This is a genomic window from Maledivibacter halophilus (assembly GCF_900167445.1).
Lineage (GTDB): Bacteria > Bacillota > Clostridia > Peptostreptococcales > Caminicellaceae > Maledivibacter > Maledivibacter halophilus.
The window spans coordinates 227,160-245,433 of the sequence record NZ_FUZT01000010.1 but is presented as its reverse complement, the minus strand read 5'-3'; the positions used below and the strand labels follow the sequence as shown (position 1 = coordinate 245,433).

The window sequence follows — 18,274 nt, the reverse complement described above, 5'->3', positions numbered from 1 at the left end:
AGCGCGAAGCCCACCTTAAGATAAGATTTCCCATCCGAAAGGAGTAAGACCCCAGAAAGACCATCTGGTTGATAGGCCTAAGGTGTAAGGGCAGTAATGTCTTTAGCTGATAGGTACTAATAGGTCGAGGGCTTGACCAAAACATCCATTGTTCAGTTTTGAGAGAATAAAAAAACAATTATTAGTTATGCACTATACATTATTCATTTCCACGATAGTGCACAAATCCGGTGGCAATAGCGAAGGGGATACACCTGTACCCATATCGAACACAGAAGTTAAGCCCTTCAGCGCCGATGGTACTTGGCGGGTAACTGCTTGGGAGAGTAGGTCGTTGCCGGTTAAAATAAAAAATCTGAAAGGAATTTTCCTTTCAGATTTTTTTATTTTTTGTAAAAGGAATTATTATAATATGTCTAGTCCTCATAGCTTTTAAGCTTTCTATACAAGGTTCTAAGACCAATACCAAGTTCTTTAGCGGCAGCAGTTTTTCCTTTGACATCCCATCCATGTTTATCTAAAGAAGCTATTATAGCTTCTAATTCTGTATTTTTAATTTTTGTTTTAATTTTGTCAGTATCGCCAGATCTATTTCTAAATAACCTTTGGGGAAGACTACTTAAAGTCATAATATCTGTTTCTTCAATATTAACCCCATATTCTATTACATTTTGAAGTTCACGGATATTTCCTGGCCAATCATAAGACATAAATAAGGATATTACTTCATTTGAAAATTTAGTTATATTTTTATGGAGTTTTGAATTATATTCCTTCAGGAATTGATAAGCTAAAATTTCAATATCATTTATTCTTGCCCTTAGTGGAGGTAGATCTATAGGAATAACATTTAATCTATAATAAAGGTCTGATCGGAATTCTTTCTTTTGTACCATTTCTTCAATATCTTTATTAGTTGCAGCTATAACTCTTATATCTACAGGAATAGAAGTAATGCCTCCTACTCTTTCAAAGGAAAAATCTTGCAATACACCTAAGAGCTTAGATTGCATACTTATAGGCATTTCTCCAATTTCATCCAAGAACAAAGTACCTCCTTGAGCCAGCTCAAAACGTCCAGGTTTTCCACCTTTTTTAGCACCTGTAAAAGCACCTTCTACATATCCAAAGAGTTCACTTTCAAAAAGAGTTTCGGGTATGCTTGCACAATTTACAGAAATAAAGGGGCCATTGGATCGATTACTTATATTATGAATAGTTTTAGCTAATAGGCCTTTACCTGTACCTGTTTCACCAGTTATTAATACTGTTGAAGTACTACTAGAAATTTTTCTAACCTTCTTTTTAAGTTTTTTTATTAATTTACAATCACCTTTTATACTTTTTAGTGATATGGTATCATTAGTTTCTTCAATTTCTTTTCTATTTAATATAGTTTTACTTTCACTAATATGTATTACAGCACCATTAAAAATATTATTGCTTCTAATGGGAGATGATGATACGTTAGCATAATTATTATTAATCTCTATACGTCTATTTGAAAGAGAAGTTCCCCTTAGTATTCTATTAACAAGGCCTTCAGGAAGGAGCTGAGAAATAGATTTTGTATAGAAATCACAAAAGGAAAACATATTGAGGGCTGAAGAGCTAAGATTGGTTACTAAACCCTTGTTATCAATTATTAATAAAGGATCTGGAGATATATCTAGAATTTCCTGTAATGCTACTTGCATATTTTCAAAACTATTTCTTTTATGTTTTAGAAAAACAATGTCAGAAATTAATTGTGAAATGATATTTAAAACTTCAATATAAATATTTGTATTTTTAGTTATTTCATCATGCCCCTCTTTTGTAAAAGAAGTTAAAGTAATTACTCCAATCGGTTCATCTTCAATCATGAGGCTGTTTAATATTTCAATTGTTGCTGGACAGTGCTCTTTAAATCTACAGCCAATACAGGATTTCATATAGCCAGGTTTGTTAACTAAAACATTGCCATTAATAAGGACTTCTTTAATTGATGGTGCATGAACAGTATTACCCTTGTGTTGTAAATAGGATTCAGTACTGGCCACTAAATGGCTCTGTACATCAAAAACAGCGGCTTCAATGTTTATAATGGTGCTTATTGATTCAATTATTGATTGCAAATCTTCCTTAAATTGATTAAGTAAAATCATATTAAACACCTCAGTAGAATACTAAATTTATTTTAAATCTTAAAATTATTTTAATATTATAATAATTATATATTATATTGACAAAGTTGACAAATAAATGACAATAATGACAATAAGTTTTTCAGAATTTTTTATAATATAAATGATTTTAATCGGTCTTAAAAAATATATATTAAATTGTAATAGTACAAAATAAAAGGGATATGGTATTGCAGTGAAATTTTAAAAATAAATCATAATTATAAAAGAGAAGTTGGCATGGAAGATGCATATATAAAGAATAAAGTAAACAATTAAGAAAAATGTATAGTATACATGGTATAGATTAGAAGTTTTAAAACAATATGCAGTAGTTGTTTTTTTAAAAAAGTAATTATACAATTTGCTCAATATAATTTATATATCAAAAAAATCTCAGAAGTATTGATATTTTTAGAATGTATAAACTGAATTTTAAGATTATTTCATTATAATTAGAAAAAAAGATATATTATTGATTGATAAATCACTATAAATCTTTAGCACTTTTATTTTTAAATATCTTTAAAATTAGGAGGAATTTTGAATGTTTGAAAAAAAAGATATTTTATCCTTAGACGGTAAAGTAGCTGTTATTTCAGGAGGAGCTGCTGGTATTGGGCTTGGAGCAGCTCAACTTTTATCAGCTTATGGAGCAAAAGTAGCAATCCTGGATGTTAATCCCGAGGGTAAGGAAGAAGCTGAAAAAATCAGAAAAGCAGGAAGAGATGCAGAGTTTTTCAAATGTGATGTTACATCAAGTGAAGAGATCCAAAAAACAGTAAATGAAATCAAAGAAAAGTTTAATAGTATTGACATTCTGTTTAATAATGCTGGAGTGACTGTTAGAAAAACAGTCGTTGAATTGGAGGAAAAGGAATGGGATTTTGTTATTGATGTAGGACTAAAAGGAACTTTCTTATTATCTAAATATGTAATCCCAGTGATGATAGAAAATGGTGGAGGAAGTATTATAAATACTGGTTCTGGTTGGGGTTTAAAAGGTGGAGATCAGGCTGCTGCTTATTGTGCAGTTAAAGGAGGAATAGTAAACCTAACTCGTGCAATGGCTATAGATCACGGACCACAAAATATTCGAGTAAACAGTGTTAATCCTGGTGATACTGATACGGCAATGCTTAGAGATGAAGGAGTTCAAACTGGTCTTGTAACTGATAAGACCAGTCAAAATAAATATTTAGAAGAATGTGGCATAGATAGACCACTAAAAAGAATTGGAATGCCAGAAGATATCGCAAATGCAGTTTTATATCTTGCAAGTGATCTTTCTAGCTGGGTTACAGGAGCTGCATTAGTTGTTGATGGTGGAGGAATAGCATAGTAAATTTTTTATCAAATAGGAGGGAAATATTTATGGCTATAAAAGGATACAAAAATCATCCGTATATTCCAAACTCAGTAACTGAAGTACAAGAAGAAATGTTAAAGGAGTTGGGATTAAATTCTTTAGAAGATTTACATGCAGAAGTACCTGAGGCAATAAAACTTAAGGAAAATATGAATATACCAAAGGCATTTAAATCTGAATATGAATTAAAAAGACATGTTGAAAGCTTATTATCAAAAAATAAGACATGTAAGGAAAATATTAATTTTTTAGGAGCCGGTTGCTGGCAGCATTATGTACCAGCCTTATGTGATGAAATTAATTCAAGGGGAGAATTTTTAACAGCATATGGGGGTGAGCCCTACAATGATCATGGTAGATTCCAGGCATTATTTGAATATCAAAGTCTAGTTGCGGAATTAGTGGATATGGAAGTAGTAAATGTTCCTACAATGGATTGGCCCCAGGCTGCTGCCACTTCTGTACGAATGGCTTCAAGAATTACAGATAGAAAAGAAGTATTAGTTCCAAAGCTTATGGATAGAGAAAAATATTTGATTATGAAAAATTATTGTTCACCTGATATTAATATAATTGAAGTTGACTATGATAAGGAAACTGGATTATTAAATTTAGAGGATTTAAAAGATAAAGTTTCTGAAAAAACTGCTGCAGTATATTTTGAAAACCCTTCTTTCTTAGGATTTATTGAAACAAATGGTCAAGAAATTTCAGATATAGCCCATAAAGCAGGTGCTGTAAGCGTTGTAGGAGTAGACCCAAGTTCACTAGGTATACTTGCTCCGCCAACTCAATATGGTGCAGATATTATATGTGGTGATTTACAGCCCCTAGGTATTCATATGAATTATGGTGGCGGGCAATCAGGATTTATGGCTACTCGGGATGAAGAAAAATATGTAATGGAATTTCCTTCACGTCTCTTTGGAGTTGCACCTACTACTGTAGAAGGAGAATATGGTTTTGGTGATGTTGCTTACGATAGAACTTCCTTTGGAAACCATAGAGAGCATGGAAAAGAATATGTTGGAACGCAATCTGCATTGTGGGGAATTACAGCAGGGGTATATTTGGCAACTATGGGACCAAGAGGTATGGAAGAATTGGGACAGACTATTATACAAAAATCTAAATATGCTATAAAAAAATTGAATGAAATTAAAGGAATTAAAGGTTCTCTATTTAGTGGATTTAATTTTAAAGAATTTGTTGTTGATTTTAATGAAACAGGAAAAACAGTGAAGGAAATAAATAAGGAATTAATGAGCAAAGGGATTTTTGGAGGTAAGGATTTATCATTAGATTTTCCTGAGCTTGGTCAAAGTGCATTATATTGTGTAACAGAAATTCATTCGAAAGAAGATATTGATAAATTAATAGAAGCAATAAAAGAAATTATTAGTAAATAATTTATATAGAGTTCCTATAAAGATAATCAATTTTAAGGATTAATAAATTTTTAGCTTGTTTATCTATAGTAAAACTCAATTTATACATTTATAAATATTTAACCCTTCTAGGAGCTTTGGATATGTATAAATTAAAATATTTACTTGAGTGTTTATAAATCGGTTATATCTATAGAAAGGAAGGATTTAGATGAAAAGAATTAATAGAAATTATAAAGTAAGAAATTTTCATCAGGCCAAATGGGATGAACCAATAATATTTGAATTATCCAAAAAAGGTGAACGGGGAGTACTTGTTCCACAGGCTGAAGAAGAAATAGCATCTGCTGTTGGTGATGGAATTTCAAACATACCTGAAAATATGAAAAGAAAAGAAGCACCAAATTTACCTGAAATATCTCAACCCAGAGTATTAAGGCATTATACACGTTTATCACAACAAACTTTGGGAGCCGATGTAAATATTGAAATTGGTCAAGGTACTTGTACAGTAAAATATAGTCCTAAAGTTAACGAATTGTTGGCAAGATCAAGTCAAATTACTGAACTTCATCCTCTGCAAGATGAAAGTACAGTTCAAGGGATACTAGAAATTATGTACAAAACTGATACTTATATGAGAGAAATCTCTGGAATGGATAGGTTTACTTTTCAACCTGGAGGAGGAAGTCAAGGAGCTTTTACTCTGGCTTCAATAGTGAGTAAGTATTTTGAAGAAAAAGGCGAGGCTGACACAAGAGATGAGATAATTACAACAATCTATTCTCATCCATCTGATGCTGCAGCACCAGCTGTAAAGGGATATAAGATTGTATATATTCATCCCGATGAGAATGGATATCCTGATTTTGAAGCTTTCAAAGAAGCCGTTAGTGAAAGAACCGCTGCATTTATAGTTGCTAATCCAGAGGATACAGGAGTATATAATCCAAGGATACAAGAATTTACTGAGCTAGTTCACAAATTTGGTGGATTATGCGGTTACGACCAAGCTAATGCCAATGGATTACTTGGGGTGACAAGAGCTAAAGAAGCTGGTTTTGATATGTGCTTTTTCAATCTTCATAAAACATTTTCAACTCCTCATGGCTGTGGTGGACCAGCTACAGGAGCTACCGGTGTAACTAAAGAGTTGGAAAAACACTTGCCTGCTCCATTAATTGATTATGATGGAGAGAAGTATTTCTTGAATTATGAAGTAACAAATAATCCCTATAGTGTTGGAAAGATTAGACTATTTAATGGTGTTGCACCAGTTGTATTAAAGGCTTATTCATGGATTAGGAGTCTTGGACCAGAAGGGCTGTATGAAGCAGGTAAGATTGCTGTTCTTAATAATAATTATTTATTTAAAAAGCTCATGGAAATTGATTGTGTAGATGCTCCTTATATTGAAGGTAAGCAGCGTATAGAACAAGTTAGATATACTATAGAAAAATTAACAAAGGATACAGGGATTACTACTGGTGATATACAAAGAAGAATGATGGACTTCGGTATGCATTATTGGACCAGTCATCATCCATACTATATTCCTGAACCCATAACATTGGAACCTACGGAAACTCCTTCTAAGGAAGACCTTGATGAATATATAGCAACATTAAAGCATGTATTTAGTGAAGCCTATGAAAACCCGGAAATAATAAAAACTGCACCCCACAGTAGCGTAGTTCATCAAATAGATGAATCGGGAATGGATGATCCTGATAAGTGGGCAATTACCTGGAGAAGTTATCTGAAGAAAACCACTATTGGGTAAGAATAGAAGGGTGATGTAAGTGAAAAGAATGGGGCTGATTATAAACCCTATTGCTGGAATGGGTGGAAAAGTTGGATTAAAGGGTACCGATGGTGTAATTGATAAAGCCATAAAGCTTGGTGCTCTTCCCATGGCCCCTTTAAGAGCCAAAACAGCACTTGGACCTCTTAGAGAAATCAGTGAAGAAATTGAAGTGCTGACTTGTTCCGGTGATATGGGAGAAATACAGGCAAGAGAATTTGGATTTAAAGTAAGGATAGTAAAAATTACTTCCAACAATAAATTTACTACTTCGGAAGACACTGTGGCTGCAGCAAAAGAGATGCTAAAGGAAAATGTGGATTTAATTCTCTTTGCAGGGGGAGATGGGACAGCTAGAGATATTTATAATGCAGTTGGAGGTAAAGTAGTGGTTATAGGTGTGCCAGCAGGTGTAAAGATTCATTCTCCTGTTTATGCTCAAAATCCCTTAAGAGCAGGAGAGTTAGCTATGCTTTATCTCAAAGAGAAGATAAGGTTGGTAAAAGAGGTAGAAGTTTTGGATATTGATGAAGAGGCATATAGAAATGGAAGGGTAAAGGCCAGATTATATGGATATTTAAATATACCCTTTGAAAAGAAATATATGCAAAGTAGAAAGTCCGGAACCCCACTTAGTGAAAGGGCTGCCCAGAATTCTATATCTTTAGATATTATAGACAATATGGAAAAAGACATATTATATATAATTGGGCCTGGCTCAACAACAAGACCTATAATGGAAAATTTAAATCTACCATTTACTCTTTTAGGAGTGGATTTGGTATACAATAAAAAAATTGTTTCTCTAGATGCTGCAGAAAAGGAGTTGTTAAAATATAGTTCTACTAAACCATGCAAAATGGTTATAACTCCAATAGGAGGCCAAGGTTATTTATTTGGAAGAGGGAATCAACAAATTAGTTCTAAGGTTATTAAATGTGTAGGAAAAGAGAATATTATTGTTGTGGCCACTAAAGAAAAGATTAGCAATCTCAAGGGGCAAGCTTTTCTTGTAGATACTGGAGACATTAATATTGATAAAATGCTAAAGGGATATATTAAAGTAACTACAGCTTATAGAGAAAAAATGATATATAAGATTAGTTCATAAAACATTTTAAATAAGGATACAATTTTCTATAAAATAGCTTAAGTTTAAGCTGTTTTATAGAAAATTAAACCGATAATAATTAATATACGTATCTGAAAATTTTCTATCCAAAGTTTGGAACTTTTAAAAACTGAGCAAATTGCATAATTACCTTCTGTAAAAACTATCTACTACATATAGTTTAAAAATCTCCAAAGACATACCATATATATTATGCAATTGTGCCAAGCTAGAATTATGCAATTTTCTCAACTAATTTAATGCTTTTCTAATTTTACATAATATACTATTCAAAATAAGACTCATAGAATAAATATCATACAATTTGCTTAATCAATATTTAGATCTCATAATATTGTATATTTAAAATTTCTTTTCAAGAGGGAAATTATACCAACAAAAATTAACAGAATATTCCGAAAAAAGGGGGCAAAAAAATGGTTTGACGTATCTCTTGTTTAAGGAAAACGTATTTATAGGGCGTTTGTTTCAAATTTTCAAATTATATTAAAGATAAATAGTTTTAAGGTTTAATAAATTTAAACCTTAGTGTTATTTATCTAAATTTAGGAGGAAAAATTATGGGATTATTAATTGGAATATTAAAGTTTTCACCTATTTTTGTTCTTGCAGGACTATTAATGAGCGGTATGGATGTATTAATAGCAGCTCCTATTGCAACAGCTTATGCAACAATTATTTCAATGGGAATAAAAAAATACAAATTTAAAGAATTATTGGATAAAGCATTAAGTAATGTAAGAGAAATAGTAATTGTATTTTTTATATTAATGTTTGCTTACGGATTGGCAGAGGCCTTTATGGCCACTGGTGTTGGTGCAGCAATTATTAATATATCCTTGAATATGGGAGTAACAGCTAAGTCTGTGGCTGTGGTTGGTTTTATTGTAACCTGCGTATTATCTATTGCAACCGGAACATCTTGGGGGACCTTTGCAGCTTGTGCACCAGTCTTTCTATGGCTAAATCATATAGTTGGAGGAAGTATTTTACTTACAGTGGCATCTATTGCTGGTGGTTCATGTTTTGGTGATAATATTGGACTTATATCTGATACTACGGTGCTTAGCTCAGGATTACAACAAGTAGAAATTATACACAGAGTAAGACATCAGGGAGTATGGTCATTGTTATGTGCTTTGGCTACAGGAATTGTAATTTTTATTGTTGGAACATCAATGGGGCTTCCTAGTGATGTGGGCAGTGCGGTAGAGGCAATAAATTCTATTCCTGACACTGCTTGGACTGCTTTATCTGAGGAAAGGGCATCGGCAGTAATATTGCTTGAGCAGGTAAAAACAGGAGTTCCAGTTTATATGGTTATTCCACTAATAATTGTTATAGGAATGGCTATAAAAGGATTTCAAACAATGATATGCTTAGGTTCAGGGATAGTTTCTTCTTTGATTTTAGGTATGGTGGCTGGAACGGTTAGTTCAATAAATGAATTTTTAGGTTATCTTCTTACAGGGTTTGGTGATGCTGGAAGCTGGTCGATAGTTATGATGATGTGGGTTGCTGCTTTTGGTGCAATTATGAACAGTATGAATGCTTTTGAACCACTAGTAAAAGGGATTATTAATGTTTCAAGAAATGTTAGACAACTTATGTTCTATAATTCACTTCTTTGCTTAGGAGGAAATGTAGCCTTTGGAGATGAAACGGCAGAAATTGTTACAATTAGCCCAATTATTAGAACCATAACAGAAGAAAATGTTGAAGCTAGTGAAGAAGATATGTATAAGCTTAGACTAAGAAATGCCACCTTTGCTGATGCATTAGGAGTTTATGGATCACAATTAATACCATGGCATACTTTTGTACTTTTCTATGTAGGAATTGCCAATGCTGTATATCCTCTTTATAACTTTGTACCTTTTGATATTATTAAAATGAATTTTATGGCCTATATTGCAGTAAGTTCAATGCTAATACTTACAATAACTGGCTTAGATAGATTTATACCATTATTTGGACTTCCTTCGGAGCCTGATATTAGGTTAAGAAAAGAATTTAATAAATCAGGAAAAATTCTAGAAGAAACTGTATAGTATAGTCTAGATATTTTTGAGATTAATAGTTTTTTACTTGGTCTATTCCTTATTTTAAAATTATATTTAAAATAAATAAAAAACTTATGGTAATCCCGCTTGTGGATAAAACACCATAAGTTTTTTGTTTATTCACAACTTATCCACAATTCTGTCGAATATATATGGTATTTATAGAGTTTATCAACAACTATATGATGTGTTTTATAATAATGGTTTCTACAAGATAGGACAAAACTAGAAGAAATAGTACAAAAGAACTATGTTTTCGCGGCAGGAAATTCAAAAGAAAGATAGAATAGTTAATAGAGTAGTTAAATAAAGAAAAATTAAAGGACTGATACGATTATGACTATATTAAAAACATCTTTAAGAATAGTGTTCTTATTTATATTATGTATACCGATTGCTTATGCAGAATATTATATATTAAAAAATACAATGAATGAAGTAATAAAGCATAGTAAAAAAAAATTATCTAAAACCATTAGTACTAATAATGCAAAAAAGGATTATTATAGAAGAGATTATTTAAAGATTGCAAAGTGACTTTAGTTTTAGAATAGAAAATTTAAAATTTTTATATTGTAAGAAAGCTCTTAAGAGTTGGAATTTACAACATGGAGCCTATAAGCAATGCAATATTATAAACAGAATAAATAGAAACTTCCCTGGATTATTGTAATTATCAAAAATTAATGGTAATATGTTATTATCAAATTAAGTGGGGAGTTTTTCTTTATGTCATCAATACTTAAACAAACCGTAAAGAATAAACATATAAGCTTTTGGAAAATACTAGGAATGATTGTGATTACAGTTATAATGGTGAATGCAGCTATTGGATTTTTCAGTAGATATGGAGCATCCTATGGAAGTATAGCAGCTATAATTTCACTAGTAGTATGTAGCGTAATTTGTGGATATATATTATACAAGGATTTAGCTTTTTATAACTATAGAATAATAGAAGATGAATTAATGGTAGAAAGGGTAATAGGCAGATCAAATCATGTGTTTTTTCATATAAAACCTAAGGATATAGTTAGCTTAAATCCTTATAATGAATTACAGCCAAGTAATAAAGATATTAAACAGTATAAGTTTGTAATAAATAATAATAAGGATGATTGGTATGTAATTGAGTTTTTAAAAGAAGATAGCTCTTACAGACTTATACTTGAACCTAATCAAGCCTTTTTAAAGGCATTAAAAAGAAATTTTGAAAAAAGTAAAAATGATAGGGTTATTAGTTAACTAATAACCCTATAGTACTATAAAACTTTTAATTCTTCACTCTTAGACTTCTTTACAAAATCCTTCCTGACTGCTTTTATATCACTTATAGTTATATTAAGCAAATAAGCAATTTCTGTATCGCTTTTATGGGAAGAATATGTATAAACGAAATCTTTTAAAGTAGTTATAGGAGTATAACCTTTCATTTATACCCTCCTTTGAGATATAATTAGGTAAGGAAATTATATAGCTCTTCAAGTATAATAAATAAAATTATGATACCTTATAAAGATTTGAGTAAATTGCATAATACATGTAAAGAATTTTAAAATATAAAATGTAGTAGAGTGAGTCAGGTCAGTTATCTACATATTTTATTTTGAAATTAATAATGTTAATTATACAAGTTTCTCATTTAAGTAAAACTATTAATTTATACATATTTAAAATTCCCAGAAGACTTGAGTATTTATATATGCACGAATTAAGTTTTACTGTTAAAACTCTATATACTAAAATTATTCCCAAATTTTAGATAAAAATTGCAATTTTTTAAATATTTATGAAATTTTAAAGAAAGAAGGTATATTTTTTGAAGAGATCCACTATGATGAATGAATTATCAAAACTCTCTAAAAGAAATATGGTTTCATTTCATGTTCCAGGTCACAAAAGTGGTAAAATTTTTGAAAAGTATAAAATTGATATAGGTAGTAATATCGGTGAGTTTGATATTACAGAAATTCCTGGAGCTGATAATTTATATGCTCCTAAGTCAATAATAAAAGAATCCCAGAATAGGGCTAAGGATTTTTATGGATCAGATTACACATTTTTTTTAGTCAATGGTACTACTTGTGGAATTATTTCCATGATAATGGCTACCACAAAACCTGGTGATAAAATAATAGTTCCAAGGGACTGTCATAAATCTGTTATAAGTGGAATTATACTTGCTGGAATTTTACCTGTTTATATTAAGCCGGAAATATATTCAAAACTGTTTTTAATGGGAGCTGTTACTCCTGAGGCCATTGAAAGAGCTATTCAAGAGCATCCTGATGCAAAGGCTGTTATTATAACATATCCTAATTACTATGGAATATGTAGTGATATAGAAAAAATAGTTAAAATAGTTCGAAGGCATAATAAAATATTACTGGTAGATGAAGCCCACGGAGCTCATCTCAAGTTAAGTGAAAAGCTTCCTATATCAGCATTAGATGCAGGGGCAGACATAGTTGTCCATAGCACACATAAGACATTACCAGCCTTTACCCAAGGCTCTATGCTTCATGTAAAAAAGGGAAGAGTAGATATTGATAAATTAAAATTTATGCTTTCTCTAAATCAAAGCAGTAGTCCATCATATCTTCTTATGATTTCTTTAGATATGGCCATGAGTATAGCAGCTGAGGAAGGCAGATTTTTAATGGAAAAACTCATTGAAAATATAAATGGTTTCAAAAATGAATTTACTGAAATAGAAGGACTAAATATGATTTCCGAAGAAATTATAGGTAGATATGGAGTAAAGAACATAGATATAACCAAATTGACTATAAGCATGAAAGAAATTGGGATTGAAGGTTCTAAGCTTGAAGAAATATTAAGAAAAAAATATAATATTCAGGTTGAAATGGCTGACATATATAATATATTGGCTATATCTTCCATAGCAAATGAAAAAAATGATTTTAAAAGACTTTGCAAAGCTTTGAAATCAATACATGATGATAGAAAAATAAACCATAAAAGAATTGATATTCCTGAGTTTAGCTTTAGAATACCTAAAATAGAGATTTTACCTAGAGAAGCAGTGTATAAAGAGAAAGAGAACATATCCTTTATTGAAAGTAGTGGTAGGATTAGCGGAGAATATATTATGCCATATCCACCAGGCATTCCTCTTATTTGTCCTGGTGAGGTAATTAGCAGAGAGGTTATTGAATATGTAAAAATACTCAAAAGCCTAGGTATAAGTATAGTTGGAGTAAGTGATAGTTCTTTAGATACAATAAAAGTTATAAAATAGAGAGAGGGATATTATGAGTGGAGTATTCATAACCTTTGAAGGTCCAGATGGGTCAGGAAAAACAACCCAAATCAAATTATTAGAGGAATATTTTAAAAAGAAGGGTTACGATATATTAATTACTAGAGAGCCTGGAGGAACAGATATAAGTGAACAAATTAGAAAAATAATATTAGATAGAAAAAACACGCAAATGGATAGAATTACAGAAGCTCTCCTTTATTCGGCTTCAAGAGCTCAGCATGTTGCACAGGTAATTAAACCAGCTCTTTTAGAAGGTAAGGTGATTATATGCGATAGGTTTGTAGATTCTAGTATAGTATATCAAGGAATAGGAAGAGGCTTAGGTATAGATTTTATTAAGAAGATTAATGATATGGCTACTGATGGAACTGAACCTGATATCACATTTCTTATGAAAATTTCTCCAGAAAAAGGTTTAAGCAGAAAATTTTCTTCAGATGAATGCAACCGGCTGGATATGGAAAGGCTTGAATTTCATAATAAGGTCTATGAAGGATATCTTAAGCTAGAGAAGCTTTATCCAAAGAGAATAATTGGCATAGATGCGGCTAAATCAATTGAAAAAGTCCATGAAATTATCATTAAAAAAGTTATAGATAAGCAATTTTAAATGTAGTCTTGTTTCAAATAGTAAAAAATATAATTAGGGAGGAGAGGAACAATTATGAAGCTTATTATTGCTATAGTTCATGATGATGATTCTAATAAATTAGTTGAGAAATTAACGGAAGCTAATTTTGGCATTACAAAACTGGCTTCAACGGGAGGTTTTTTAAAATCCGGGAACACTACGCTTCTAGTAGGAACAAAAGAAGAAAAGATAGATGAAGTAATAAGCATTATAAAAAATGTGTGTAAAACAAGAAAGGAAATAACTACCACATCTCCAATGATAGGAGATAATGCTAATTTTATCCCTATACCCATTGAGGTAGTAGTTGGTGGAGCCACTATATTTGTAGTTGACATAGAAAGATTTGAAAAAGCATAATAGGCGATAGAGATTCAAGTAAAGCTATTAAATTATCCGCATCCAAAACTTGTTAATTAATCAAGTTTTTAGATATAGACAAATTAAGTTTTACTATATAAGCTCTATATAAAGACAACTAACTTTAAGGTAATATAAATTTCATAGAAAAAATGCAAAGGCATTCATTATTTTCTGTGAAATTTATACTGAGTTTTAATCTTGGTTATCTATAGATATTCTAGTAAAACAATTAATTTATACACATCAAAAATCCTTAGAAGCATCGGATATTTTGATATGTATAAATTAAGTTTTACTATTGGAAATCTATATAGAAAGGATTGTAAGCTTTGGGATTTGATAAGGTAATAGGACATGAGAAAATAATAAGTTTTCTAAAAAATGCAATAAATAGCAATAGACTTTCCCATGCATATGTTTTTGAAGGACAAAAGGGAGTGGGAAAAAAGATAACGGGAGTAGAATTTGCCAAAGCCATAAATTGTAAAAATGAAAGTCTAGGTTGTGAAACATGTTCTTCTTGTGTTAAAATAAATAACAACAATCATCCTGATATAAGTATAATTAAATCCGATGGTAAAAGCATAAAGAATAAACAGATTGAAGAGTTTCAAAACGATATTCTTTTAAGACCATATGAAAGTGATAAAAAAGTATTTATAATAGAAGATGCACATACTATGACTATTAGTGCACAAAATAGGTTATTGAAGATATTAGAAGATCCTCCGAAGTATGGTATTATCATTTTGATCGTTGAAAATTCCTATAGTCTTATTCCCACTATTAGATCCAGGAGTCAAATAATAAAATTTAATAGAATACCAAAAAAATTAATAGAAGAGTATCTAAAGAAAAATTATAATATTAGAGATAATGACTTATCTATAGCTACAAGATTTTCTGACGGATCAATAGGGAAAGCAATGAATCTGTATAAATCAGAAGAGTTCAAAAGTAGACGAGAGATTACAATAGATATAATTGATGAGGTAATTAGTGGGGATAAATTAAAGCTTTTAGAATATGTAGATTTTTTTGAAAAGAATAAAGAATATATATCGGAAATATTAGATTTTTTTATTATTTGGTTTAGAGATTTGCTATTATTGTCAGAAACAGGTGAAGAAGAACATTTGCTAAATATTGATAAAATAGATATATTAAGGCTTCATGCAAACAAATTGCCAAGTGAAAATTTTTGCGAATTTATAGAAATTGTAGAAAAGATAAGAAAGAATATAGATGCAAATGTGAATTTTAGTTTAAGTATTGAGACCATGCTCTTAAATTTACAGGAGGTAAAAATTTATGGTAACGGTTATTGGCGTAAGATTTAAAAAAGCAGGGAAAATATATTATTTTGATCCTGATGAAATAGATGTGAAAAAAGGTGAAAATGTAATTGTAGAGACAGCAAGAGGTGTTGAATTTGGAGAAGTAGTAGTAGGGGTAAAAAATATTACTGAAGAAGAAATTATTTCTCCCCTTAAAAAAGTTTTAAGGGTTGCCACATTAGAAGATGAGATTATAAATAAAGAAAATAAGGAAAAGGAAGAAAAGGCATTTAAGATATGCCTTGAGAAAATCGAAGAGCATGGTTTGGAAATGAAGCTTATAGATGTAGAATATACATTTGATAATAACAAAGTTATATTTTACTTTACTGCAGATGGTAGAGTAGACTTTAGAGAGCTTGTTAAGGATTTAGCTTCAATATTTAGAACCAGAATAGAACTTAGACAAATAGGTGTTAGAGATGAAGCTAAAATGATAGGAGGAATTGGACCCTGTGGAGTGAGTCTATGCTGTTCCACTTGGCTTGGGGAATTTGAACCGGTTTCTATAAAAATGGCTAAAGAGCAGAATTTGTCCCTTAACCCTACAAAGATTTCTGGAATATGTGGTAGACTTATGTGTTGCTTAAGATATGAACATATGAGTTATACAGAGCTGAGAAGAGGATTGCCTAATTCAGGAGAAAAAATACTAACTTCTGAAGGCCCAGCCATTGTAATCGATAATAATGTATTACTGGAATCTGTTAAGGTTAGGCTTATACTTGATGAAAATATAGATAAAAAGGATTTGGAATTAAGCGATGATATTTATATATTCCACAAAAATGAAGTGAAAAGGATTTCTAAATCTGACGATGAAGAGGAATCCAAAGATAAAGAGTTACCATAGGGAAGCAAGTTGAAAGATTAATTTATACATCAAGGGCTTTAAGTCTTTGATGTTTTTGCTGTGAAATAAAATATAATAAAAAGTATAACAAGTGGACATAATTTATTAAGAAAGCATATTAAACTTTTTTTGCGGAGGTGAAATAATTATGGCATATTATATTAATGATAGCTGTATTAGTTGTGGCGCATGTGAACCAGAATGCCCCGTTGATGTAATAAGTGCTGGAGAAGATAAATACGTTATTGATGCATCGGGATGTATTGATTGTGGAGCTTGTGCCAATGTTTGTCCTGTAGATGCTCCACATCCAGAAGAATAATAGTAAAGACCCATAGTAGGGTCTTTTTTCTTTTAAACCCTTTTAATTTGATTAGGACTATAGTATAATAGGATTACATCAATACCAGTAGGGGGTATACAGAAATGGAGAATAATGTTTCATCGATAGTAGTTTTTTTACAAGGGATAGCTTCTTTTTTATCACCATGTATATTGCCATTAATGCCAATATATTTAAGCTATCTAACAGGAGATTCACTGGAGGAGATAGAATCTGGAGGACTAAAAAGATCAGTTTTTGTAAATTCAATTGGCTTTTTAGTGGGATTAACCTTGGTATTTATAGCACTTGGTGCCACGGCCACTGCCTTAGGGAAGTTTTTGTATTTTAATAGTAATATAATTAGAAAAGTAGGGGGCATAGTAGTTATAATTTTCGGTATACATCACATAGGAATTATTAATTTGAGCTTTCTAAATATGGAGAGGAAAGTCAAATTTAAGGCAAAAGCACCTAAGTTTATTAATTCAGTAATACTAGGTATGGCATTTAGTTTTGGTTGGACACCTTGTATAGGACCTATTCTTGGTTCTGTACTTATGATGGCAGCCAGTTTGGAAACCTATGGAAAAGGTATATATCTTTTAATAGTATATTCACTAGGTTTTAGCATACCTTTTCTTATAACAGCATTATTTTTAAATCTGATTCTTCAAAGAATTACTAATTTAGATAAATATTTGAAGATAATTAAAGTTGCAAGTGGGATTTTACTTATAATTATGGGTATATTAGTTTATACAAATAACTTGACTACCATCATAACATTTTTTTCTTAAATGGTTGAGGAAATTACATAATATATGTAAAGAATTTTAAAATTAATAATGTTAATTATGCAAGTTTCTCGATTTACAGTTATGGTGAATAAAAATTAATATTATAAAAAGAGGTGTAAAGATTATGAAAAAGATTTTTAGTTTAATATTAGTTTTACTTTTATCGGTGGTCTTATTTTCAGCATGCTCGAATGAAGGGAATGAAGAAAATAAAGAATCTAATGCTGTAGAAGAAAATACTCAGGTAAATTTAGAAACAGAGGAAAATAATGAAGGAGAAAAGGCAGAAGATGAAGAAATAAAAGAAGGTATCTTCCCAGGAAATATAGCCTATGATTTCACATTATTAGATAAAGAGGGAAATGAAATAAGTCTTTCATCCTTAAGGGAAAAGGTAGTATTTTTAAACTTTTGGGCATCCTGGTGTGGACCTTGTCAAGCTGAAATGCCACATATGCAAAAAGTATATGAAGAATACAAGGACAAAGATGTTGTAATACTAGCAGTAAATCTTACACTTTCAGAAAGGGGAGGTATTGAAGGTGTTAATAGCTTTTTAGAGGAGAACAAATATACTTTCCCAGTTCTGTACGATAGCGATGAGGATCAATCTGTTGGTGAAAAATACAGAGTAAGTAGTATTCCAACAACCTATATAATAAACAAGGAAGGTATTATTGTGAATCGTTTAGCTGGAGCAATGAATGAAGAAATGATAAAAGAACAGATAGAGTTAGGGATGGAATAAGTTTTAAGTTATA

General features: G+C 30.9%; 17 protein-coding genes and 2 rRNA genes. 17 read left to right on the top strand and 2 right to left on the bottom strand.

Going from position 1 to position 18,274, the window contains the following annotated elements; all coding sequences use genetic code 11:
- Both B5X81_RS19280 and rrf read left to right on the top strand, forming a co-directional pair.
- Window positions 1-140: ribosomal RNA gene (locus B5X81_RS19280) — 23S ribosomal RNA — on the top strand; the annotation flags it as partial.
- A gap of 86 nt (window positions 141-226) precedes the next feature.
- Window positions 227-343 (top strand): 5S ribosomal RNA (gene rrf, locus B5X81_RS19275).
- Between the two features lie 73 nt (window positions 344-416).
- Here the strand turns inward: rrf and B5X81_RS19270 are convergent.
- A complete protein-coding gene (locus tag B5X81_RS19270; RefSeq protein ID WP_079494062.1) occupies window positions 417-2,147 on the bottom strand; it encodes a sigma-54 interaction domain-containing protein in 1,731 nt (576 codons plus the stop codon).
- Between the two features lie 565 nt (window positions 2,148-2,712).
- Here B5X81_RS19270 and B5X81_RS19265 point away from each other — a divergent pair.
- The 7 genes from B5X81_RS19265 to B5X81_RS19235 all read left to right on the top strand — a co-directional run bounded on the left by B5X81_RS19265 (window position 2,713) and on the right by B5X81_RS19235 (window position 11,166).
- A complete protein-coding gene (locus tag B5X81_RS19265) occupies window positions 2,713-3,507 on the top strand; it encodes an SDR family NAD(P)-dependent oxidoreductase (protein WP_079494061.1) in 795 nt (264 codons plus the stop codon).
- Between the two features lie 32 nt (window positions 3,508-3,539).
- Complete coding sequence (gene gcvPA, locus B5X81_RS19260) at window positions 3,540-4,943, top strand: aminomethyl-transferring glycine dehydrogenase subunit GcvPA (RefSeq protein ID WP_170917498.1); 1,404 nt, start codon at window positions 3,540-3,542, stop codon at window positions 4,941-4,943.
- Window positions 4,944-5,133: 190 nt separating this feature from the next.
- The gene (gcvPB, locus tag B5X81_RS19255) at window positions 5,134-6,705 is read left to right on the top strand and encodes an aminomethyl-transferring glycine dehydrogenase subunit GcvPB (protein WP_079494059.1); all 1,572 of its coding nucleotides are present in this window, start codon (window positions 5,134-5,136) and stop codon (window positions 6,703-6,705) included.
- A gap of 28 nt (window positions 6,706-6,733) precedes the next feature.
- A complete protein-coding gene (locus B5X81_RS19250; RefSeq protein ID WP_170917501.1) occupies window positions 6,734-7,837 on the top strand; it encodes an ATP-NAD kinase family protein in 1,104 nt (367 codons plus the stop codon).
- 533 nt (window positions 7,838-8,370) lie between these two features.
- Window positions 8,371-9,909, top strand: coding sequence for a Na+/H+ antiporter NhaC family protein (locus B5X81_RS19245; RefSeq protein WP_330397419.1), 1,539 nt, complete (start codon window positions 8,371-8,373; stop codon window positions 9,907-9,909).
- A 348-nt stretch (window positions 9,910-10,257) separates the two neighbouring features.
- A complete protein-coding gene (locus B5X81_RS19240; RefSeq protein ID WP_079494055.1) occupies window positions 10,258-10,458 on the top strand; it encodes a hypothetical protein in 201 nt (66 codons plus the stop codon).
- Window positions 10,459-10,650: 192 nt separating this feature from the next.
- A complete protein-coding gene (locus B5X81_RS19235; RefSeq protein ID WP_079494054.1) occupies window positions 10,651-11,166 on the top strand; it encodes a hypothetical protein in 516 nt (171 codons plus the stop codon).
- A 17-nt stretch (window positions 11,167-11,183) separates the two neighbouring features.
- Here B5X81_RS19235 and B5X81_RS27595 read toward each other — a convergent pair whose 3' ends face one another.
- A complete protein-coding gene (locus tag B5X81_RS27595; protein WP_170917497.1) occupies window positions 11,184-11,354 on the bottom strand; it encodes a hypothetical protein in 171 nt (56 codons plus the stop codon).
- Window positions 11,355-11,740: 386 nt separating this feature from the next.
- Here B5X81_RS27595 and B5X81_RS19230 point away from each other — a divergent pair, with 386 nt between their 5' ends.
- The 8 genes from B5X81_RS19230 (at window position 11,741) to B5X81_RS19195 (ending at window position 18,261) form a co-directional block, all read left to right on the top strand.
- Entirely contained in the window at window positions 11,741-13,183 is a 1,443-nt protein-coding gene (locus tag B5X81_RS19230) for an aminotransferase class I/II-fold pyridoxal phosphate-dependent enzyme (RefSeq protein ID WP_244282165.1), read from the top strand.
- A 13-nt stretch (window positions 13,184-13,196) separates the two neighbouring features.
- Window positions 13,197-13,817 carry a dTMP kinase gene (gene tmk / locus B5X81_RS19225; RefSeq protein WP_079494051.1) on the top strand — a complete coding sequence of 207 codons (621 nt, stop codon included), beginning with the start codon at window positions 13,197-13,199 and terminating at the stop codon, window positions 13,815-13,817.
- Between the two features lie 54 nt (window positions 13,818-13,871).
- Window positions 13,872-14,198 (top strand): cyclic-di-AMP receptor, encoded by a 327-nt coding sequence (locus tag B5X81_RS19220; RefSeq protein ID WP_079494049.1) that lies wholly within the window; start codon window positions 13,872-13,874, stop codon window positions 14,196-14,198.
- 332 nt (window positions 14,199-14,530) lie between these two features.
- Entirely contained in the window at window positions 14,531-15,541 is a 1,011-nt protein-coding gene (locus B5X81_RS19215) for a DNA polymerase III subunit (RefSeq protein ID WP_079494048.1), read from the top strand.
- Entirely contained in the window at window positions 15,513-16,391 is an 879-nt protein-coding gene (locus tag B5X81_RS19210) for a PSP1 domain-containing protein (protein ID WP_079494046.1), read from the top strand. The genes B5X81_RS19215 and B5X81_RS19210 overlap by 29 nt, the downstream gene beginning before the upstream one ends.
- A 148-nt stretch (window positions 16,392-16,539) precedes the next feature.
- Window positions 16,540-16,713, top strand: coding sequence for an indolepyruvate ferredoxin oxidoreductase subunit alpha (locus tag B5X81_RS19205; RefSeq protein WP_079494045.1), 174 nt, complete (start codon window positions 16,540-16,542; stop codon window positions 16,711-16,713).
- A 104-nt stretch (window positions 16,714-16,817) separates the two neighbouring features.
- Window positions 16,818-17,513, top strand: coding sequence for a cytochrome c biogenesis CcdA family protein (locus B5X81_RS19200; RefSeq protein WP_079494043.1), 696 nt, complete (start codon window positions 16,818-16,820; stop codon window positions 17,511-17,513).
- Window positions 17,514-17,637: 124 nt separating this feature from the next.
- Window positions 17,638-18,261, top strand: coding sequence for a TlpA disulfide reductase family protein (locus tag B5X81_RS19195; RefSeq protein WP_079494042.1), 624 nt, complete (start codon window positions 17,638-17,640; stop codon window positions 18,259-18,261).
- The last annotated feature ends 13 nt before the right edge of the window (window positions 18,262-18,274 follow it).